At 64.0% G+C, this 19,238-nt stretch carries 12 protein-coding genes; 2 read left to right on the forward strand and 10 right to left on the reverse strand.

Features of this window, described 5'->3' with window-relative positions:
• Nucleotide 1 precedes the first annotated feature (1 nt).
• The 4 genes from JOY50_RS07305 to pgm form a co-directional block, all read right to left on the reverse strand.
• Nucleotides 2-2,407: a TonB-dependent receptor gene (locus JOY50_RS07305; protein WP_243055000.1), complete on the reverse strand. Its 2,406-nt coding sequence runs from the start codon at nucleotides 2,405-2,407 to the stop codon at nucleotides 2-4.
• A gap of 66 nt (nucleotides 2,408-2,473) precedes the next feature.
• Nucleotides 2,474-3,433 (reverse strand): FecR domain-containing protein, encoded by a 960-nt coding sequence (locus JOY50_RS07310; RefSeq protein WP_243055001.1) that lies wholly within the window; start codon nucleotides 3,431-3,433, stop codon nucleotides 2,474-2,476.
• Entirely contained in the window at nucleotides 3,430-3,942 is a 513-nt protein-coding gene (locus tag JOY50_RS07315; protein ID WP_132843511.1) for a sigma-70 family RNA polymerase sigma factor, read from the reverse strand. Before JOY50_RS07315 ends, JOY50_RS07310 begins: the two co-directional genes overlap by 4 nt.
• A gap of 78 nt (nucleotides 3,943-4,020) precedes the next feature.
• Nucleotides 4,021-5,658, reverse strand: a complete 1,638-nt coding sequence (pgm, locus tag JOY50_RS07320) for a phosphoglucomutase (alpha-D-glucose-1,6-bisphosphate-dependent) (protein WP_132843515.1) — start codon at nucleotides 5,656-5,658, stop codon at nucleotides 4,021-4,023.
• 181 nt (nucleotides 5,659-5,839) lie between these two features.
• Here pgm and JOY50_RS07325 point away from each other — a divergent pair, with 181 nt between their 5' ends.
• The gene (locus tag JOY50_RS07325; RefSeq protein ID WP_243055002.1) at nucleotides 5,840-6,487 is read left to right on the forward strand and encodes a DUF1345 domain-containing protein; all 648 of its coding nucleotides are present in this window, start codon (nucleotides 5,840-5,842) and stop codon (nucleotides 6,485-6,487) included.
• A 273-nt stretch (nucleotides 6,488-6,760) separates the two neighbouring features.
• A complete protein-coding gene (locus JOY50_RS07330) occupies nucleotides 6,761-7,021 on the forward strand; it encodes a DUF1652 domain-containing protein (RefSeq protein WP_132843521.1) in 261 nt (86 codons plus the stop codon).
• Here the strand turns inward: JOY50_RS07330 and JOY50_RS07335 are convergent.
• From JOY50_RS07335 to tpx, 6 genes are all read right to left on the reverse strand, one after another.
• Nucleotides 7,018-9,105: a bifunctional diguanylate cyclase/phosphodiesterase gene (locus tag JOY50_RS07335; RefSeq protein WP_132843525.1), complete on the reverse strand. Its 2,088-nt coding sequence runs from the start codon at nucleotides 9,103-9,105 to the stop codon at nucleotides 7,018-7,020. The two genes, JOY50_RS07330 and JOY50_RS07335, sit on opposite strands and share 4 nt — an antisense overlap.
• Before the next feature lie 196 nt (nucleotides 9,106-9,301).
• Nucleotides 9,302-10,792: an efflux transporter outer membrane subunit gene (locus JOY50_RS07340; RefSeq protein WP_132843527.1), complete on the reverse strand. Its 1,491-nt coding sequence runs from the start codon at nucleotides 10,790-10,792 to the stop codon at nucleotides 9,302-9,304.
• Nucleotides 10,789-13,896, reverse strand: coding sequence for an efflux RND transporter permease subunit (locus JOY50_RS07345; RefSeq protein ID WP_132843530.1), 3,108 nt, complete (start codon nucleotides 13,894-13,896; stop codon nucleotides 10,789-10,791). Before JOY50_RS07345 ends, JOY50_RS07340 begins: the two co-directional genes overlap by 4 nt.
• Nucleotides 13,893-16,991 (reverse strand): MdtB/MuxB family multidrug efflux RND transporter permease subunit, encoded by a 3,099-nt coding sequence (locus tag JOY50_RS07350; RefSeq protein WP_243055003.1) that lies wholly within the window; start codon nucleotides 16,989-16,991, stop codon nucleotides 13,893-13,895. Before JOY50_RS07350 ends, JOY50_RS07345 begins: the two co-directional genes overlap by 4 nt.
• On the reverse strand, nucleotides 16,988-18,298 hold the full coding sequence (locus JOY50_RS07355) for an MdtA/MuxA family multidrug efflux RND transporter periplasmic adaptor subunit (protein ID WP_138737021.1): 1,311 nt from the start codon (nucleotides 18,296-18,298) through the stop codon (nucleotides 16,988-16,990). Before JOY50_RS07355 ends, JOY50_RS07350 begins: the two co-directional genes overlap by 4 nt.
• A 341-nt stretch (nucleotides 18,299-18,639) precedes the next feature.
• Entirely contained in the window at nucleotides 18,640-19,140 is a 501-nt protein-coding gene (gene tpx / locus JOY50_RS07360; protein WP_016487454.1) for a thiol peroxidase, read from the reverse strand.
• Nucleotides 19,141-19,238 lie beyond the last annotated feature (98 nt).

A 19,238-nucleotide genomic window follows, 5' to 3' on the forward strand; every position in this document is an offset into this window, starting at 1 on the left:
GCTAGAAACCAACGGTTGCCGATAGCAGGTAGGTACGCGGCGTGGAAAGGGTCAGCCCCGGCTCACTGTCATCCGAGGCACCGGCCGAGCTCCAGTAGCGATCATCCAGCACGTTCTCGACACTGGCGCGCAAGGTAACCTCGGTAGCGTCCACCTTGAAGGCATAGCGCGCCCCCAGGTCGTAACGCTCCCAGCCATCGATCTGCTTGCTGTTGTTCTGGTCCAGGTATTGCGAGCTGGAGTGAATGCCCCGCGCCGTCAGGGTCAGGCCATTCACCCCCGGCACGTCCCATTCGGCGCCGAGGTTGACGTTGTACTCGGGCGTGGCCGGCGCACGGTTGCCATCAACGGCGCCACCCACGGTATCGGTCAGCTCGCTATCGATATACATCACCCCACCCAGCACCCGCACCCCTTGTACGGGTTCACCGAACACACTCAGCTCGATACCGCGGTTGTCGCGTTTGCCATTGGGGCCGAACACCCGCGAAGTGGCGTTGGTCTCGTACGCCGGCTGGCGGATGCGGAACGCACTGGCGGTAAAGGCGACCTGGCCCAGGTCGTACTTGGCTCCCACCTCGACCTGGCGGCTGGTGAACGGCGGGAAGATCTGGTCTTCGTTGATCGAAGTCGAAGGTGCGATCTTGCCCTGGCTCAGGCCTTCCATGTAGTTGGCGTACAACGACAGCTGGTCGGTAACCTTGAGCAACACGCCGCCAGAAGGCGAGACCTTTTCTTCGTCGTAGGCGGTGTCGCCTTTGACGCCGTCGCTCCAGTCATCCACCTGCACCCGCTGCCAGCGCGCCCCCAGGGTCAGCAGCAGACGGTCATCGAAAAACCCGAGGGTGTCGGCCAGGGCCACGCCAGAGAAGCGGTTTTCGGTGTAGACCTCTGGATCGATGCGGGTGGGGGTACCAGGCGTAGGCGTCACTACCGGGTTGTAGAGATTACTGGGCGCCGAAGCATAGCGCGCGCCGCCGTTGGTGAAGTCCATGTAGAAGTACGTGGCGGCCAGTTTCAGCTCGTGGCTGACTGGCCCGGTGTGGAACCAGTTGCGCACACCCGCCATGGCGGTGCGCACCGTTTCATCGCGGGTAAAGTCGCGCGGCTGCACGGTGAAATCACCGGCATCGTTGGTGATGGACACGTTATGCCGCAGGAAATCATGGTTGCTTTTGCGCGCGCCGACCGCGCCATAGGCCAGCAGCGACTCGCTGACGTCATACTCGGCATGCAGTGCGCCAAAGGTGTCGTTGGTGCGCGCCTTGCTCCAGGCCTGGGCATAGTTGTGGCGTACATCGTTGGCGTCCGGCACTTTGGCGTTGGCACCTATCAGCACACGCTCTTGCGGCGCATCGGTGTCACGCTCGGTGTGGCCGAGGTCTGCCGACAAGCGCAGGCGCTCGCCACGAAAATCCAGGCCCAGCACCGCCATTTCGCGCTCGACGCGCTGGTGGTCCCACTCGGTATCGCCCGCCTGCTTCACACCGTTGAAGCGCACGCCAAACTGCTGGCCTTCACCAAAGCGCCGGCCCACGTCCACCGCGCCGCCTGCCTGGCCAGCCGACGCATAGCTGCCGGTAAACTCGGTGAGCGGCTTGTCGCCGGCCCGCTTGGGCTGCACATTGATGCCGCCGCCCACGCTGCCTCGCGGCGAAATGCCGTTGATCAACTGGCTGGGGCCTTTGATGATATCAACCCGATCGGCCATTTCCATGTCAATCGAGTAGGTCGGCAAGATGCCGTACAGGCCGTTGTACGCCACATCACTGTTGAACAGGCTGAAGCCGCGAATGGTGAACTGCTCGAAACGCCCACCCGCCGGGTTGGTGGCACGCACCGAGGGGTCGGTGGCGATGAGCTCGCCCAAGGTTCGCGCTTGCTGGTTCTTCACCAGCTCGCTGGTGTAGCTGGTGATGCTGAATGGGGTTTCCATGAAGTCGCGAGAGCCAAGCAGCCCTTGTGCGCCCTGGCGCGCCACCTGGCCACCGGCATAAGGCTGAGCTTCGCCGCCCGCCGCCAGGCCGCCGACAATGCTGGTCGGGGCGATTTCCAGCGCCCCACCCGCCTGGGGCTGCGGCGCCAGGGTGAACGCACCCTCGCCCACCGGCAGCAACTGCAGGCCGCTGCCACGTAGCAGCTGCAGGAAGCCTTCTTCGACACTGTAGCTACCCGACAGGCCGCTACTCTGCCGGCCCCGGACCAGTGCCGGGTCCAGCGAAAGGCTGACGCCGGCCTGGTCGGCAAACCGGGTGAGTGCGGCGCCCAGGCTGGCGGCCGGCACCTGATAGGCACGCCGCGCCGCCTCATCGGCCCAGGCGGGTGCAGACAACAACAGGCTCATGGCGAACAACGGCCGCACTGCGCGCACCAGTGGGCGCAAGCGGCAAGACATTACTGCAGGCATTGAACAAGGCTCCCCTTTGGTTTCTTCTACCGGTAATGACCGGCGAGTGAAAAAAAGGGGACAGCCTCATGCACGATTTTCTCGCGCAGCCAGGCTCACCCAGTAACGCGTGCGTGCCTGCACCTGCAACGGCAGGCTGGCGGCAAGCAAGGCCAGCACCCGATCAGTATCGTCAAGGCGGAAAGTGCCGGTGACCCTGAGCTGTTCCAGTTCCGGGGACCAGCGCAGCACGCCGGGGCGGTACCGTCGCAGTTCATGCAACAGCTCGCCCAAGGGGCGGTCATCCAGACGCAGCACGCCTTCGCGCCAGCCCAGCAGCCATTCGTCCAGGGCCGTAACCGGGCCGACGCCAGCCACCTGCAAGCTGGCCTGCTGACCGGCCTGCAGCACCTGGGCCGCGCCACGCAGTGGCTGCAGGCTGGCCAGCCCCTTGACCACTGAAACCCGGCAGGCCTCATCGACCAGGCGCAAGCACACTTCACCTGCATTGAAGTCGCCAGCGCTGAGTGCAACCTGCCCGTAAGGCACCTGCACGGCCAGGCTCAGGCTATCGGGTACCCTGACCGCCACTTCGCCGCGCAACAGCGTCAGCCGGCGCGCGCGCAGGTCGATATCCACCGCACTGTCGGTGTTCAGCTGTACAAAGGTGCCATCGCTCAGCAGCACCTGCCGGCGCTCCCCTACCCCTGTGCGCATGTCGGCCGTCCAGGCCTCCAGCGGCAGCTCCCGGCTTGCCAGCCAGGCGGCCGGTAGCAGCGCCGCTACACCCAGGGCTTGCTTGAGCAGCGCGCGGCGGCCGGCGTCCGGGCGGTCGAGGGCGGCCATGGCCAACGCCCCGGGCAACCCGGAAAATCGCTCGCGCAGCAATGATGCCTTCTGCCAGGCGTCTTCATGCAGGCTGTTGCGGGCCCGCCATTGCGCCAGGCGCAACAAGTCCGTCTCGCTGGCATCGCCAGAATCCAGCAACGCCAGCCAGCGGGCGGCAGCACGCACCGCTTCGCGGTTCTCGGGGGAGTGGGTGGTCATTGCAACTCGGCCAGCAGGCAATGTTCGTAAGCCTGCGCCATGTAACGTTTTACGGAGCGCTCGCAAACGCCCAGCCGCTTGCCGATTTCGGCGTAACCCAGGCCTTCGAGCTGGCTCCAGAGAAAGGCTTTGCGCACCGGCGCCTTCAGGCCATCGAGCAGCTCGTCCAGGGCTTGCAGGGTTTCCAGCAACACCCAGCGCTGCTCTGGCGAGGGCACGTGCTGCTCGGGCAGATGCGCCAGGGCATCAAGGTAGGCCTGCTCCAGGCTGCGCCGCTGGTGGAAGTTGCTCAGCAGCCGCTTGCCCACGGTCAGCAGGTAGGCGCGTGGCTCACGAATGTCTGCCAATGGCTGGGCACTGGTCAGTACCCGCAGGAAGGTATCCTGGCTGAGGTCGGCGGCATCCCAGGCATTGCCCAGGCGCCGGCGTAGCCAGGTTTCAAGCCAGCTGCGATGCTCCCGGTACAGGGCAGGCAGGCTAGGCTCCGGTGGCGGCGCGACGTCGATCATGGGGATGGCCCTGCGGCGGCGTAAATAGGATTAATTCTAATTTACGTTGCACCGCAGCACCAAGCTGTTTGTTACCGGTCAGGCAATCGCCGCATCCACCAGCACCTGCGCTTCCTGCACCAGGCGCTGCAGGTGCGCCTCGTCGATAAAGCTTTCGGCGTAGATCTTGTAGATGTCCTCGGTGCCCGACGGCCGCGCGGCGAACCAGCCATTGGCGGTCATCACCTTCAGCCCGCCAATCGCCTGGCCATTGCCTGGTGCGTGGCTCAGGATCTGCACGATCGGCTCACCGGCCAGTTCGGTCGACTTCACCTGCTCCGGCGCCAGCTTGCTCAACAACGCCTTCTGTCGCGCATCGGCTTTGGCCTCGACACGGGTGGCGAACGGCTTGCCCAGCGCGTCAGTCAGGTCGGCATACGCCTGGCTCGGGTTGCGGCCGGTGCGGGCGGTCATCTCGGCGGCCAGCAAGGCCGGGATCAGCCCGTCCTTGTCGGTCGCCCAGACCGAACCATCACGGCGCAGGAACGACGCACCGGCACTCTCTTCGCCGCCAAAGCCAAGCGAGCCGTCGAACAACCCCTGGGCAAAGTACTTGAAGCCCACCGGCACTTCGTACAGCTCACGGCCCAGGCGCTGCGTGACGCGGTCGATCAGGCCGCTGGACACCACGGTCTTGCCCACCGCGGCGTCGGTGCGCCATTGCGGGCGGTGGCGGAACAAGTAGTCGATGGCGACGGCCAGGTAGTTGTTCGGCTGCAGCAGGCCGTCAGAGGTGACGATGCCGTGGCGGTCGTGGTCCGGGTCGCAGGCAAAGGCCACGTCGAAGCGCTCGCGCAGGCCGATCAGGCCTTGCATGGCATACGGCGAGGAAGGGTCCATGCGGATCTGGCCGTCCCAGTCGACAGTCATGAAGCGGAAGGTCGGGTCCACCTCGGTGTTCACCACTTCCAGGTCCAGCTTGTAGTGCTCGGCGATGGCCGACCAGTAGCGCACCCCTGCCCCGCCCAGCGGGTCGACGCCCAGGCGCAGCTTGGCGCTGCGGATGACGTCGAAGTCGATGACGTTTTCCAGGTCCGCCACGTAGCTGCTCACGTAGTCGTGGCGCTGGGTGGTCGGGGCCTTCAGCGCTTGGGCATGGTCCATGCGCTTGACGCCCGCCAGGTTCGCTGCCAGCAACTCGTTGGCCTTGGCCTCGACCCATTTGGTCACGTCGCTGTCTGCAGGGCCTCCATTGGGCGGGTTGTACTTGAAGCCACCGCTTTGCGGCGGGTTGTGCGAGGGGGTGATGACGATGCCGTCGGCCAGGCCCTGCTGGCGGCCACGGTTATGGCAGAGGATGGCGTGGGACACCGCCGGCGTGGGCGTGTATTCGTCGTCCTTGGACAGCATCACCTGCACACCATTGGCTGCCAGTACTTCCAGGGCGCTGGCAGTGGCCGGTGCCGACAGTGCGTGGGTATCGGCGCCGATGAACAGCGGGCCATCGATGCCCTTTTCCTGGCGGTACAGGCAGATGGCCTGGGTGATGGCCAGCACGTGGTATTCGTTGAAACTCAATTCAAGCGAAGTGCCCCGGTGCCCCGAGGTGCCGAAGGCCACCCGCTGGGCCGCCACGGCAGCGTCGGGGCGGCCGGTGTAGTAGGCGGTGAGCAGTCGGGGAATATCGACCAGCACGCTGGCCGGAGCCGGCTTGCCTGCCAAAGGACTGAGCGTCATGCAAAAACCTCGAGTTCAACGGATGTTGGTGTTTGAGCATGCAGTGTACTGAGAGTTGCAATGCCGTGCGATGGGCGACATCAAAGAAAACAGCAGGCAATGCTCCCACAAAGACCGTGTAAACCAGTACCCCGGCCGCAACCGTCTAGAGTAGTAGCCACACCCCAGTAAATGTGGCCCCATGGCTTTCCACCGCCTCACCCGAACCCACCCCCGCCTGAGCCTCGCCGCCGCAGTCGGCCTTGTCGGCGCCTGGCTGATCCCCGCCAGTGACACCATGCAGCACATCCTCGCCGGCTGGAACCTTGGCGTATGGCTGTACCTGCTGCTGGTGCTGCACCTCACCTGGGGCGCCAGCCCGGAAAAGGTCCGCAGGGTTGCCCGCCTCGAAGACGAAAACGCCGGCATGGTCCTGCTCACCGTGTGCATCGCGGCCATCGCCAGCCTCGCTGCAGTCACCCTGCAACTGGTGTCCAGCAAAGGCCTGCAGGGCACGGCACTGGCGCTGCATTATCTCTACACCGGCCTGACAGTGGCCGGCTCCTGGCTGCTGATCGGTTGCATCTTCAGCCTGCATTACGCCCGCCTGTTCTATACCGGACGCAACCATGAACCACCGTTACGTTTCGCCGACGGCGAGCGCAACCCGGACTATTGGGACTTTCACTACTTCTCGTTCACCATCAGCGTGGCCGTGCAAACCTCCGACGTAGGCGTTGCCGGCAGGCAACTGCGGCGGGTAGTGCTGGCACATTCGTTGGTGGGTTTCGTGTTCAATACTGCAATCCTGGGGTTCACCATCAACATCGCGGCCGGGCTGCTGGGGTGAGCCTGCCGCTCGTCCGAAAAATGTTTCGCCGATAACCCGTTAAAACGCTCGGATTGAAGCGGATAACCGGCGCTATCGCGTGAGGTAAACGTTTGCCTGAAGGCAGCCGGCTTATGGGCATGATCAGACGGATGTGACCCAAGTCATGGATTGCTACATTTGTCATGTTTGCAGCCGAGAATCGCCCGTGGCAGGTGCTATGTTTACCTTCCCGGCGGCTGCATCGATGTGGCCACCCGCTCACCACGTCCAGGCACGGACAAGGAGGCTGGCATGAACAAGATGACGTTCCCCAACGCCTGCCAGGTGATGCGCTGGCACTTTCATCCATTGGGCTTCGAAGCCAACATGGATGCGCCGCGCAGCATGGTCGCGCGGCTGTTCGACCGCGCCACCGGCGAAACCCTCATGGCTATCGCCGGCATCCCGTGTTCAGCAATCATGGCCGCAGCCGATGTGGAGCGCATTATCGAAGCCGTCGAAGCGGAAATGGACGCGTTCATACCCGCCCTCTCCTTGCGCCGCGCTGTTTAGCCTGCAACGCTCTTGTCCTGGCGCAAGGCCTGCAACTTGCCCATGAACTGCTCGGCCGGTACCGGCTGCCCCAGCAGGTATCCTTGCAGCGAATCACAGCCCAGTCGGGTCAGGAAGTCCTGCTGCTTGTCGGTCTCCACCCCTTCGGCAACGATGCGCAGGCCCAGTGCCTGGCCCAATGCGACGATTGCCGAGACAATCGCTGCATCGTCACTGTCCTGCTCCAGGTCTCGCACGAAGCCACGGTCGATCTTCAGCTCGTTGGCCGGCAGGCGCTTGAGGTACATCAGGCTGGAGTAGCCGGTGCCGAAATCATCGATGGACAGGTCCACGCCCATGTCGGACAGGCGTTGCAACACGGTCAGGCTGGCATCGGCGTCGTGCATGGCGGTGGTTTCGGTAATTTCCAGGGTCAGGCAATTGGCCGGCAACCCGTTCTCCTGCAGGGCCCGGGCCACACTTTCGACCAGCCCTGCATGGCAGAACTGGATGGCCGACAGGTTCACCGCCATGCGCCAGCCCTCGTGCCCCTCATCCAGCCAATGCCGCATCTGCCGGCAGGCTTCGTCAAGTACCCACTCACCGATCGGTATGATCAGGCCGGTCTTTTCCGCCAGGCCTATGAAGCGGTCGGGCAGCAACAGACCGTGCTGCGGGTGTTCCCAACGCAACAAAGCCTCGGCACCAATCGGCAGGCAGGCCTGGGCGTCGAACTTGGGCTGGTAATGCAAGCGGAACTGGCCTTGCTCCAGGGCCTGGCGCAGGTCCTGCAGCAGTTGCAGTTGCTGACGTGCGTTGCTGTTCATCGACACATCAAAGAAGCTGTAGCCGTTCTTGCCCGCGCTCTTGGCGTGGTACATGGCAGCATCGGCATTGCGCAACAACTCGTGCTGGTCCTGGCCGTTGCCGGGGTACAGGACGATGCCCAGGCTCGCCGACAGTTGCAGGTCGTGCTCGGCCACGCGGAATGGCCGCGACACCAGGTTCACCTGCTTGACCGCCACGTCCATGGCATCATCAGGTTCCTGCAGCTCTACCAGCAGCACGAATTCGTCGCCGCCGATGCGCGCCAGGGTGTCCTGGCTGTGCAGATGGCCGCGCAGGCGCGCTGCGACGGCCTTGAGCAGCAGGTCACCGATATGGTGGCCAAAGGCATCGTTGACCGGTTTGAAGCCATCCAGGTCGATGAACATCAGGGCAAAACAGCCGCCCTGCTCCGCCACCTTGGCGATGGCCTGCTCGATGCGGTCAGCCAGCAATGTGCGGTTGGGCAAGTCGGTAAGGGTGTCGTGCAGGGCAAGCTGAGTGAGTTCCTGGTTGGCCAGTGTCAGCGAACGGGCCAGCTCGGCGGTGCGTGCCTCCAGGCGGGCGTCCAGCACCGAGGTCAGCAAGGCCACCGCCAGCACCGCCAGGGTGGTGATCAGCACCAGATACACCAGGCCGTCGCCCTGCAGCCCGTCGCCCAGCGCACCACAGAAGCTGCCTGCGGGGAAATTCGCCGCCGCCATGCCGGTGTAATGCATGCCAACGATGGCAATGCCCATGACCACCGCGGCCAGACCACGGATCTGCCGCACATACGGGGTGTGCCGGCGCAGGCGGAAGGCAATCCACAACGCCGCCGCCGAGGCGCCCACGGCAATCAGCAGCGAGGCACCGAACAACGTCGGGTCGTAATCGATGCCCGGCAGCATGCGCATTGCGGCCATGCCGGTGTAGTGCATGCAGGCGATGCCGGCCCCCATGATCAGCGCGCCGAACCCCAGTTGCAGCGCCGGCAGGCTCGGCTGGCTCACCAGCCACAAGGCAAAACCCGAGGACAGCACGGCGATCAACAGCGAGAACGCGGTCAGGGCAAGGTCGTAACCCAGGTCGATGGGCAGGCTGAACGCAAGCATGCCGATGAAGTGCATCGACCATACACCGATGCCCATGGCCAGCGCACCGCCGCCCATCCACAAGTAGGCAGCGCGGCCCTTGGCCGTGGCGATGCGGCCAGTCAGGTCAAGGGCGGTGTAGGACGCCAGGATCGCCACGCACAGCGAAATCAACACCAGCGAAGAGGAGTAGCTACCGGTCAGCATTGGGAGTTCCAGCGACGGGACGGGGGGCCCGGCAAAAGCTGACGATTGTACTCAAGCTTAGGCGAAACGCACGGGGTTTTTGCGAATGGGAATGGATCCAATAGACGCCACGCCCCAACCTGAACGCGATCTCTGTAGGAGCGGCCCGATCGCGACACAAGGCCGCTCCTACAGGGGTACACGTTTATGGGTAAGGTCAATCCTGCTCGGCAAAGGCTTGTTCTGCATCCCAGCCGCCGCCCAATGCGGCCACCAACTGCACACTGGCCACCAGGCGCCCTTGCAGCAGGTTCAACACGCTGCGCTCGTTGCTCAGCGCCGTGGTTTGTACGTTGACGACATCCAGATAGCCAATCAGCCCCGCGCGGTACTGGTTCTCGGTCAGGCGCAGCGACTCGCGTGCGGCGTCCAGCGCCTCCTGGCGCACCACCGCTTCATCGCCGTACACCTTCAACTGCACCAGCAGGTTTTCCACTTCCTTGAAGCCGTCCAGCACAGTCTGACGATACTGCGCCACGGTCTGGTCATACACCGCCACCGTGCGGTCCACCTCGGCGCTGCGCTTGCCGGCGTCGAACAGGGTCAGCGCCAGCTGCGGGCCTACCGACCAGTAGCGGTTGGGCAGCTCGATCCAGTTGCTGAAGCTGCTGCTGGAATAACCACCACTCATGCTCAGGCTGAGGTCGGGGAAGTACGCAGCCCGCGACACGCCAATATTGGCGTTGGCCGCCATCACGTTGCGTTCGGCAGCAGCGATGTCCGGGCGACGTTCCAGCAGTTGCGAAGGCAGCGACACCGGAATTACCGGTAATGCCGGGATAGCCTTGCTGTCAGCCAGGGCAAAGTCGGCCGGGGTCTTGCCCAGCAGCACAGCGATGGCGTTCTCGAACTGCGCACGCTGCCAGATCAGGTCGATCAGGTCAGCCTGGGTGCTTTTGAGCTGGGTGCGTGCCTGGGCCACGGCATCCGGCCCGGAGACACCGGCGCGGTACTGGTTTTCGGTCATTCGCAGCGAGCGCTCATAGGCCGCCACGGTGGCTTCCAGCAAACGTTTCTGCTCATCGATAACACGCAATTGCAGGTAGTTCTGCACCAGCTCCGATTGCTGGCTCAAGCGGATCGAAGCAAGGTCGGCGAAGCTGGCTTCAGCGCTGGCCTCGTTGGCATTCATGGTTTCGCGCAGCTTGCCCCACAGGTCGATTTCCCAACTCACGCCCAACTGCGCGGTGTAGGTGTTGCGAATACCACTGCTGTTGTTGGACAGGCTGGAACTGGAGCTGCCGGTACCCTGCGCCGAGCGGTTCTTGCCAGCGCTCAGGTCCAGGCTGGGAAACAGCGCCGCACGGCTGCTGCGCACCAGCGCCTGAGCCTGGCGGTACTGCGCTTCTGATTGCGCCACGGTCTGGTTGCTGCGGTTAAGCTCCTCGACCAGCGCATTGAGCCCTGCATCGCCGTAGATTTCCCACCAGGCGCCGCGGGCGATGGCATCGGACGGCGTGGCCTGGGTCCAGCCTTCAGCGTGTTTGAACTGCGCCGCCGTGCTGTTCAGCTCGGGGCGGTGGTAGTCCGGGCTCAAGGTACAGGCACTGAGCAAGGCCACGCACAACCCGGCGCCGAGCAGGCGCGAGCCACGCCCTCGGGTCAACGCTTGCAGCGCACGGTGAAGTGGGGTCTGGGCAAAAGTCATAGCGGGGTTTCCAGGGCGACGTCGGTGCGCACGCCGCGCCAACGGTTGAAACGGTGGCGCAGGCGGTCCAGGTACAGGTAGACAACCGGCGTCGTATAAAGGGTGAGCACCTGGCTGAACACCAGGCCACCAATGATGGTCAGGCCCAGTGGCTGGCGCATTTCCGCGCCTTCTGCGTGGCTTAGCAGCAGCGGCAAGGCGCCAAGGATGGCTGCAATGGTGGTCATCAGGATCGGTCGCAGGCGCAGCAGGCAGGCCCGGCGGATAGACTCTTCCGGCGACAGGCCCTGGTGACGCTCCAGCTGCAAGGCCAGGTCGATCATCAAGATGGCGTTCTTCTTCACCACACCGATCAGCAGGAACAGCCCCAGCAGCGAGATCAGGCTGAATTCGCCACCGGTGACATACAGCGTCAGCAGGGCGCCGACGCCTGCCGAAGGCAGTGTCGACAGAATGGTCAGTGGGTGGATGTAGCTTTCATAAAGAATGCCCAGCACCAGGTACACCAGCAGCAGCGCGCCGAGGATCATGAATGGCTGGCCCTGCTGGGTCTTGGCAAAGGCATCGGCAGTACCGCCGAGCTTGGCAATCACCTCCTCGGGCAAGCCCAGCTTGGCCACCGCGCGCTCCACCGCCGCCATGGCCTGGTCGGGGCTGTAGCCTTCGGCGACGTCGAAGGCGATGTCTTCGGAGGCGAACTGGCCTTCGTGGCTGACCCGGTCGTTGGCCAGGCTGTTCTCGTAGCGGGCGATGGTCGACAGCGGCACGCGGGCGCCGTCAGCGGTGATTACCTGTACTTGCTCAAGGGTGCTCGGGTCCCAGGCGTATTTCGGGTTGATTTCCAGCACCACCTGGTACTGGTTGAGGCTGTCGTAGATGGTGGAGATCTGCCGCTGGCTGTAGGCGTTGTTCAGTACCGTGGTCACCATGTCCATGTCGATGCCCAGGCGCTTGGCCTGGTCACGGTCGACCACCAGCGTCACCTGCTGGGTACCGGAACCGTCACGGGCGTCGATGGCGGTCAGCTCCGGCAGTGCACGCAGCGCCGCGACCACCTTGGGGAACCACTGGCGCAATGCCGCCAGGTCGCCGCTCTGCAGGGTATACAGGTACTGTGACGAGGTCTGGTCACGCCCACCACCACCCAGTTGCAAGTCCTGGTCCGCCATCAGGAACAGCCGCCCGCCTGGCACTTTGGGCATTTCCTTGCGCAGGCGCTCGATCACTTTCTGCGCATCGATCTTGCGCTCGTTGATCGGCTTGAGGCGCACCAGCACCATGGCATTGTTGGTGCCGCTGTTGCCACCGATGAAACCGGCCACACTCTGCACGGCCGGGTCCGCCAGCAAGGCGCGGCGGTAGATTTCCATTTTCGGTTGCATCACGGTGAACGACAGGCCGTCGTCACCGCGGATAAAGCCCATCAGCTGGCCGGTGTCCTGCTGGGGCATCAGCGTCTTGGGCACCACCACGTACAGGGCGATGTTGATCCCGATGGTCGCCAGCAGGCTGAGCAGGGTCAGGCGCTTGTGGCGCAAGACCCAGCCCAGGCTGCGGTCATAGGCGTTGACCATGCGCTGGTGCACCTTGTCGCTCCAGCGCTGCACGCGGGTCTGCTCGGCCTGGTGTGGTTTGAGCCAGCGGGCGCACAGCATCGGCGTGAGCGTCAGCGATACCACCAGCGACACGATGATCGCCGCCGCCAGTGTGATCGAGAACTCCTGGAACAGGTTGCGCACGATGCCGCCCATGAACAGGATGGAGACGAACACCGCCACCAGCGACACGTTCATCGACAGCAAGGTGAAGCCCACCTCCCTGGCCCCTAGGAAGGCCGCCTTCATCGGCGGCTGGCCGTCCTCGATGTGCCGCGAGATGTTCTCCAGCACAACGATGGCGTCGTCCACCACCAAGCCAGTGGCGAGGATCAACGCCATCAGCGACAGGTTGTTGAGCGAGAAGCCGCACAGGTACATGACCGCAAAAGTACCCACCAGCGAGACTGGCACTGCCAGGCTGGGAATGAGTGAGGCGCGCAGGCTGCCGAGGAACAGGTACACCACCAGGATCACCAGCACCACAGCGATCAGCAGGGTGTGTTCGGCCTCCTTCAGGGTGGCCTTGATCACCGGCGAGCGGTCCATCGCCACGTTCAGTTGCACACTGGCCGGCAGCAGCGACTGCAGGGCTGGCAATTGCGCCTTGATCTGGTCGACCGTTTCGATGATGTTGGCACCGGTCTGGCGGTTGACCACCAGCAGCACCGCGCTCTGGTCATTGAAGAAACCGCTGTTGTAGCGGTTCTCCACGCCATCGGTAATGGTAGCCACGTCGGACAGGCGCAGGATGGTGCCGTTCTGCTGGCGAATCACCACCGGCTCGTAATCCTTGGCGCTTTCCAGCTGGTCGTTGGCCCTCACCTGCCAGTTACGCTCGGCATCCTCGACAAAGCCCATGGGCCGGCGCTGGTTGGCGTTGGACACGGCCGTCCGCACATCATCCAGCGACACGCCGTACTGGTTGAGCAATTGCGGCTCGACGGCAATGCGCACCGCCGGCAGCGAACTGCCGCCGATCTGCACCTCCCCTACCCCCGACACCTGGGCCAGGCTCTGCGACAGGATAGTGTCGGCCAGGTCGTACAGCTGGCCTTTCTGCAACACGTCCGACGTCAGCGACAGCACCATGATGGGGGCTTGCGACGGGTTGATCTTCTTGTAGGTGGGCATGCTGCGCATGCCGCTGGGCAGCAGGTTGCGGGTGGCGTTGATCGCTGCCTGCACCTCGCGAGCCGCGCCGTCGATGTCGCGGCCCATTTCGAAGCCGATGATGACCCGCGTGGAGCCCTGGTTGGAGCTGCTGGTCAGCGTGGTCACGCCAGCGATGCTGCCCAGCTTGCGCTCCAGTGGCGTGGCCACGGTGGAGGCCATGACCTCCGGGCTGGCGCCGGACAAGTTGGCCGACACCACGATTACCGGGAAGTCCATCTGTGGCAGCGGTGCCACGGGCAACAGGCCGAAGCTGACGCCGCCCAGCAGCATGATCGCCAGGCTTAGCAGCATGGTCGCTACCGGGCGACGGATGAAAGGACCAGACAGGTTCATGCCTCGGCCTGCTTCACGTCAGTGGCCGGGCGCCAGCGGCGGGCCAGGCGGTCGAAGTACAGGTAGATGACCGGGGTGGTGAACAGCGTCAGCACCTGGCTGACCAGCAACCCGCCGACCATCACCAGGCCCAGCGGCTGGCGCAGCTCGGCGCCGGAACCGGTGGCGAGCATCAGCGGCACGGCACCAAACAGCGCGGCCAGGGTGGTCATCAGGATCGGCCGAAAGCGCAGCAGCGCCGCCTGGTAAATCGCATCGCGCGGGCTCATGCCCTGGTGGCGCTCGGCCTCAAGGGCAAAGTCGATCATCATGATCGCGTTCTTCTTGACGATGCCGATCAGCAGGATGATGCCGATGATGGCGATCATGCCCAGGTCGTTGCCGCTGATGAGCAAGGCCAGCAAGGCACCCACCGCCGCCGATGGCAGGGTCGAGAGGATGGTCACCGGATGGATGTAGCTTTCATACAGCACGCCCAGCACGATGTACATGGTCACCACCGCTGCCAGAATCAGCAGCAAGGTGCTGGACAGCGACGCCTGGAAGGCCTGCGCGGCGCCCTGGAAGCGGGTTTGTACACCCAGCGGCATGCCGATGTCCTGCTGCACCTGCTCGATCACCTGCACGGCTTCGCCCAACGACGCGCCATGGGCCAGGTTGAACGACAGGGTCACCGCCGGGAACTGGCCGATGTGGGAAATGGCCAGCTGGGCCTGGCGCTGCTCGATGCGCGCCAGCGCCGACAGCCGCACCTGGCCGCCATCGGTGGCCTTGACGTGGATCGACTCCAGCGCCTGCGGGCCGATCACTGAGGCGTCCTTGGACTGCAGCACCACGCGGTACTGGCTGGCCTGGGTGTAGATGGTGGAAATTTGCCGCTGGCCGAAGGCGTCGTACAGGGCGTTGGTGATCTGCGCCACGTTGATGCCCAGGCGGCTGGCCATGTCACGGTCGATCACCAAGTACACCTGCAGGCCCTTGTCCTGCAGGTCACTGGCCACGTCGGCCAGTTCCGGGCGCTGCTGCAGCTCCTGCACCAGCTTGCCGCTCCACTGCGACAGCAGGTCGGCGTCCGGCGATGACAGGCTGAACTGGTACTGGGTACGGCTGACCCGGTCTTCGATGCTCAGATCCTGCACCGGTTGCATGAACAAGCGGATGCCCACCAGCCGGTCAAGTTGCGGCTGCAAGCGGCTGATCACTTCAGTGGCGGTGACATCGCGCTCGCCGTGAGGCTTGAGGTTGATCAACAAGCGGCCGCTGTTGAGCGTGGCGTTGTCGCCATCGACGCCAATGTAGGACGATAGGCTCTGCACGGCAGGGTCCTGCAGGATCACCTTGCTCAGGGCCTGCTGGCGCTCGCTCATGGCGGCGAACGAAGTGGACTGCGGTGCTTCGGAAATGCCCTGGATCACCCCGGTGTCCTGCACCGGGAAGAAGCCCTTGGGTACCACGATGTACAGGAACACGGTCAGCACCAGGCTGGCCACGGCTACCAGCAGGGTAAGAGGCTGGTGCTTGAGCACCCACTGCAGGGCGTTGCCGTAGTGTTTGATCAGCCAGTCGATCCAGGCGCCACTGGCGCGGTAGAAGCGGCCTTGTTCTTCTTCCTTGGGCTCGCGCTTGAGCAGGCGCGCGCACATCATCGGCGTCAGGGTCAGCGACACTACCAGGGAAATCAGGATGGCCACCGCCAGGGTGATGGCGAACTCGCGGAACAGGCGGCCGACCACGTCAGCCATGAACAGCAGCGGGATCAGTACAGCGATCAGCGAGAAGGTCAGCGAAATCAGGGTGAAGCCGATCTGCCGGGCGCCCTTGAGCGCCGCCTGCATGGGCGTCTCGCCCTCTTCGATGTGCCGGGAGATGTTCTCCAGCATGACGATGGCGTCGTCGACCACAAAGCCGGTGGCAATGGTCAGGGCCATCAGCGTCAGGTTGTTCACCGAGAAACCGGCCAGGTACATCACGCCGAACGTGCCGATCAGCGACAGCGGCACGGCAATCGACGGGATGAGGGTGGCACTGAACCGGCGCAGGAAGACGAAGGTGACCATCACCACCAGGACGATGGCGATCAGCAGTTCGTGCTGTACGTCCTTGACCGCAGCACGAATGGTCTGGGTGCGGTCGGTCAGTACCGAGACATCGAGGCCCGCCGGCAGGTTGTCGGTGATCGACGGCAACAGTTCCTTGATGCGGTCGACCACTTCGATGACGTTGGCGCCTGGCTGGCGCTGGATGTTCAGCAGCACCGCGTGGTTTTCGTTGGCCCAGGCGGCCAGGCGCTCGTTTTCTGCACCATCGACGATTTCGGCCACATCTTTCAGACGCAGCGGCGCACCGTTGGTGTAGGCCAGGATCAGGTTGGCGTATTCCTCGGGGGAGCGCAGCTGGTCATTGGCATCGAGCATCGACACCCGGGTGGGGCCATCGAAATTGCCCTTGGGCTGGTTGACGTTCGAGGCACCGATCAGCGTGCGCACGTCATCCAGGTTCAGGCCGTTGGCCGCCAGGGCGTCGACGTTGACCTTGATGCGTACCGCCTGGCGCTGGCCGCCAGCAATGCTGACCATGCCTACGCCGCTGATCTGTGCAAGCTTTTGCGCCACGCGCGTATCGACCAGGTCGTTGAGCTTGGGCAGCGGCATGGTCTTGGACGAAATGGCCAGGGTCAGCACCGGGGTATCGGCCGGGTTGACCTTGTTGTACACCGGCGGCGCAGGCAGGTCGCTGGGCAGCAGGTTGCTGGCAGCGTTGATCGCGGCCTGCACCTGTTGCTCGGCAACGTCCATGTTCATGTCGAGGTTGAAGCGCAGGGTCAGCACCGAGGCACCACCAGAGCTGGTCGAAGCCATTTGCTCCAGGCCGGGCATCTGGCCGAACTGGCGCTCCAGGGGTGCGGTGACGGCGCTGGTCATGACCTCCGGGCTAGCGCCGGGGTACAGGGTCATGACGCGGATGGTTGGGTAATCTACCTGCGGTAGAGCGGAGACCGGCAGCAGCTTGTAAGCGATCAGGCCGGCCAGGACGATGGCCAGCATGCTCAGCGTGGTGGCGACCGGCCGCAGGATGAACAGGCGCGAGAGGTTCATGCGCCCGCCTTGCCCGCTGCGTTGCCAGGCTGTGCTTCACCAGTGTGCGCCGCCCCCTTGGTGTCCTGCCCTTGCAAGTGCTGGCCAGGCGTGGTCGGCACTTGCGAGCTGTCTTCGACCACTTCCACCTTGGTGCCTTCGCGCAGGCGGTCGGTGCCTTCCAGCACCAGGCGGTCCCCGGCCTTCAGGCCTTCGAGGATGACGCTGTTCTCGCCATCGCTGGCGCCAACCTTGAGCTTGCGAACGTTCACCGTGTTTTCGGCGTTGACCACATAGGCAAAGGTACCGTCATTGCCAAACTGGATGGCCGCTGCCGGGGCCACGACCACCTGCTTGAGGGTATCGGCCAGCAGACGCACGTTGACGAACTGGTTGGGGAACAGGGCCAGGTCCTTGTTCTCGAAGCGCCCCTTGAACTTGAGCGTACCGGTGGTGGTGTCGATCTGGTTGTCGATACTGCCCAGCACGCCGGTAGACTGCAGCTTGCTGTCACTGCGGTCCCAGGCCTCGACCGGCAGGCTGGCGCCGCTGCGGTAGCGTTCCAGCACGGTGCTCAGTTCGGTCTCCGGCAGGGTGAAGGCGACGTTGATCGGCTCGGTCTGGGTAATCACCACCAGTGCCGTGGTGTCGTTGGCCGCAACGAGGTTGCCCAGGTCGAGCTGGCGCAGGCCCACGCGGCCGTTGATCGGCGCACGGATCTGGGTGAAGTCGAGGTTCAGGCGGGCGTCGTTGACCTGTGCCTGGTTGGTCTTGACCAGACCCTGGAACTGCGCCACCTGCGCTTCGGCGGTATCGAGGGTTTGCTTGGCAATACTGTCTTCGGCGTAGAGGCCTTTATAGCGGGCTACATCCACCTGGGCGTTTTTCAGCTGCGCCTGGTTTTGCGCCAGCGTACCTTCAGCCTGCTGCAGGGCGATACGGTACGAGCGTGGGTCGATTTCGGCGAGCAGGTCGCCGGCCTTGACCTGCTGGCCTTCCTTGAAGTGGATCTTCACCAGTTCGCCAGCCACGCGGCTGCGCACATTGACCGTGTTGGTGGCAGTGACTGTGCCCAGGGCTTTGTAATACAGGGGGAAGTCGCCCACGCGTACCGGTTCGACGCGCACCGGCACCGCTTCGCTGGAGCCGCCGAAGCCCGGGCGGCCGCCCATCATGCCCATGCCCTTGCCGCCGCGCCCGCCGCCGCCGGCTTCTTTATGCGCAGGCGTTGCTGCAGGCCACAGCCACCAGGCCAGTGCAGCCACCAGCAGCAGGATCAGCAGGCCGACGAGCCAGCGACGGGGGGAACGGGAGTTGGACACTTGCATGGGTTGAACGAACCTTGTTCGGAATGGCGGCTTGGGGAGGGTGAACGATAAGCAATGGCATCGTTTTAGCAAAGGGCCTTTACCAGAGGTTTACCTTTGGCTGACGTTGCCAAGACGCTGAACTTTAAATGAAAACGGCCCGGAAAGCGTTCCGGGCCGTTACAGGGTGTTGCTTGGAGCGGTGGCGGGCTGAAAGGTTTCGGTTGCTTGAGCTGGCCCTTTCGCGGGTGAACCCGCTCCCACAGGTACCGCACAGATTTCAAAAGCTGTGCTTTACCTGTGGGAGCGGGTTCACCCGCGAAGAGGCCAACACAGGACTCAGCCGCCCTGCCCCACAACCCTTACTTCAGTACTGCCAGCGCTGCATCGTAGTTCGGCTCGTCAGCAATTTCGCCAACCAGCTCGCTGTGCAGCACGTTGTCGTTTTCATCCAGCACCACCACGGCGCGGGCAGCCAGGCCGGCCAGCGGGCCGTCGGCGATGGCGACGCCGTAGTTTTCGAGGAACTCACGGCCACGCAGGGTCGACAGGTTCTTCACGTTTTCCAGGCCTTCGGCACCGCAGAAGCGTGCTTGGGCAAACGGCAGGTCGGCGGAGATGCACAGCACCACGGTGTTGGCCACATCGTTGGCCTGGGCGTTGAACTTGCGCACGGAGGTGGCGCAGGTTGGGGTGTCAACGCTTGGGAAGATGTTCAGCACCTTGCGCTTGCCGGCGTAGTCCTTCAGCGACTTGTCAGCCAGGCCTTCACCGACCAGGGAGAATGCCGGAGCCTGGGCGCCGATTTTCGGCAGTTCGCCGTTGACCTGAACCGGGCCGCCTTTGAGAGTCACTTGAGCCATGACGAAATCCTTATGCTGGGTTTGAAAAGGACACTGAGTTAAGCATGAAGGCGGCCGGGTGCCTATGGGGGCAGGTGAAATTGTTCTATTGCCGGACA

The sequence above is a fragment of the Pseudomonas sp. BP01 genome, assembly GCF_022760795.1.
GTDB classification, from domain to species: domain Bacteria; phylum Pseudomonadota; class Gammaproteobacteria; order Pseudomonadales; family Pseudomonadaceae; genus Aquipseudomonas; species Aquipseudomonas putida_Q.

Excerpts from the sequence above, each read along its gene's own strand:
- JOY50_RS07305 (WP_243055000.1), bottom strand. The coding sequence starts at position 2,407 with ATGCCTGCAGTAATGTCTTGCCGCTTGCGCCCACTGGTGCGCGCAGTG.
- JOY50_RS07310 (WP_243055001.1), bottom strand. The coding sequence starts at position 3,433 with ATGACCACCCACTCCCCCGAGAACCGCGAAGCGGTGCGTGCTGCCGCC.
- JOY50_RS07315 (WP_132843511.1), bottom strand. The coding sequence starts at position 3,942 with ATGATCGACGTCGCGCCGCCACCGGAGCCTAGCCTGCCTGCCCTGTAC.
- pgm (WP_132843515.1), bottom strand. The coding sequence starts at position 5,658 with ATGACGCTCAGTCCTTTGGCAGGCAAGCCGGCTCCGGCCAGCGTGCTG.
- JOY50_RS07325 (WP_243055002.1), top strand. The coding sequence starts at position 5,840 with ATGGCTTTCCACCGCCTCACCCGAACCCACCCCCGCCTGAGCCTCGCC.
- JOY50_RS07330 (WP_132843521.1), top strand. The coding sequence starts at position 6,761 with ATGAACAAGATGACGTTCCCCAACGCCTGCCAGGTGATGCGCTGGCAC.
- JOY50_RS07335 (WP_132843525.1), bottom strand. The coding sequence starts at position 9,105 with ATGCTGACCGGTAGCTACTCCTCTTCGCTGGTGTTGATTTCGCTGTGC.
- JOY50_RS07340 (WP_132843527.1), bottom strand. The coding sequence starts at position 10,792 with ATGACTTTTGCCCAGACCCCACTTCACCGTGCGCTGCAAGCGTTGACC.
- JOY50_RS07345 (WP_132843530.1), bottom strand. The coding sequence starts at position 13,896 with ATGAACCTGTCTGGTCCTTTCATCCGTCGCCCGGTAGCGACCATGCTG.
- JOY50_RS07350 (WP_243055003.1), bottom strand. The coding sequence starts at position 16,991 with ATGAACCTCTCGCGCCTGTTCATCCTGCGGCCGGTCGCCACCACGCTG.
- JOY50_RS07355 (WP_138737021.1), bottom strand. The coding sequence starts at position 18,298 with ATGCAAGTGTCCAACTCCCGTTCCCCCCGTCGCTGGCTCGTCGGCCTG.
- tpx (WP_016487454.1), bottom strand. The coding sequence starts at position 19,140 with ATGGCTCAAGTGACTCTCAAAGGCGGCCCGGTTCAGGTCAACGGCGAA.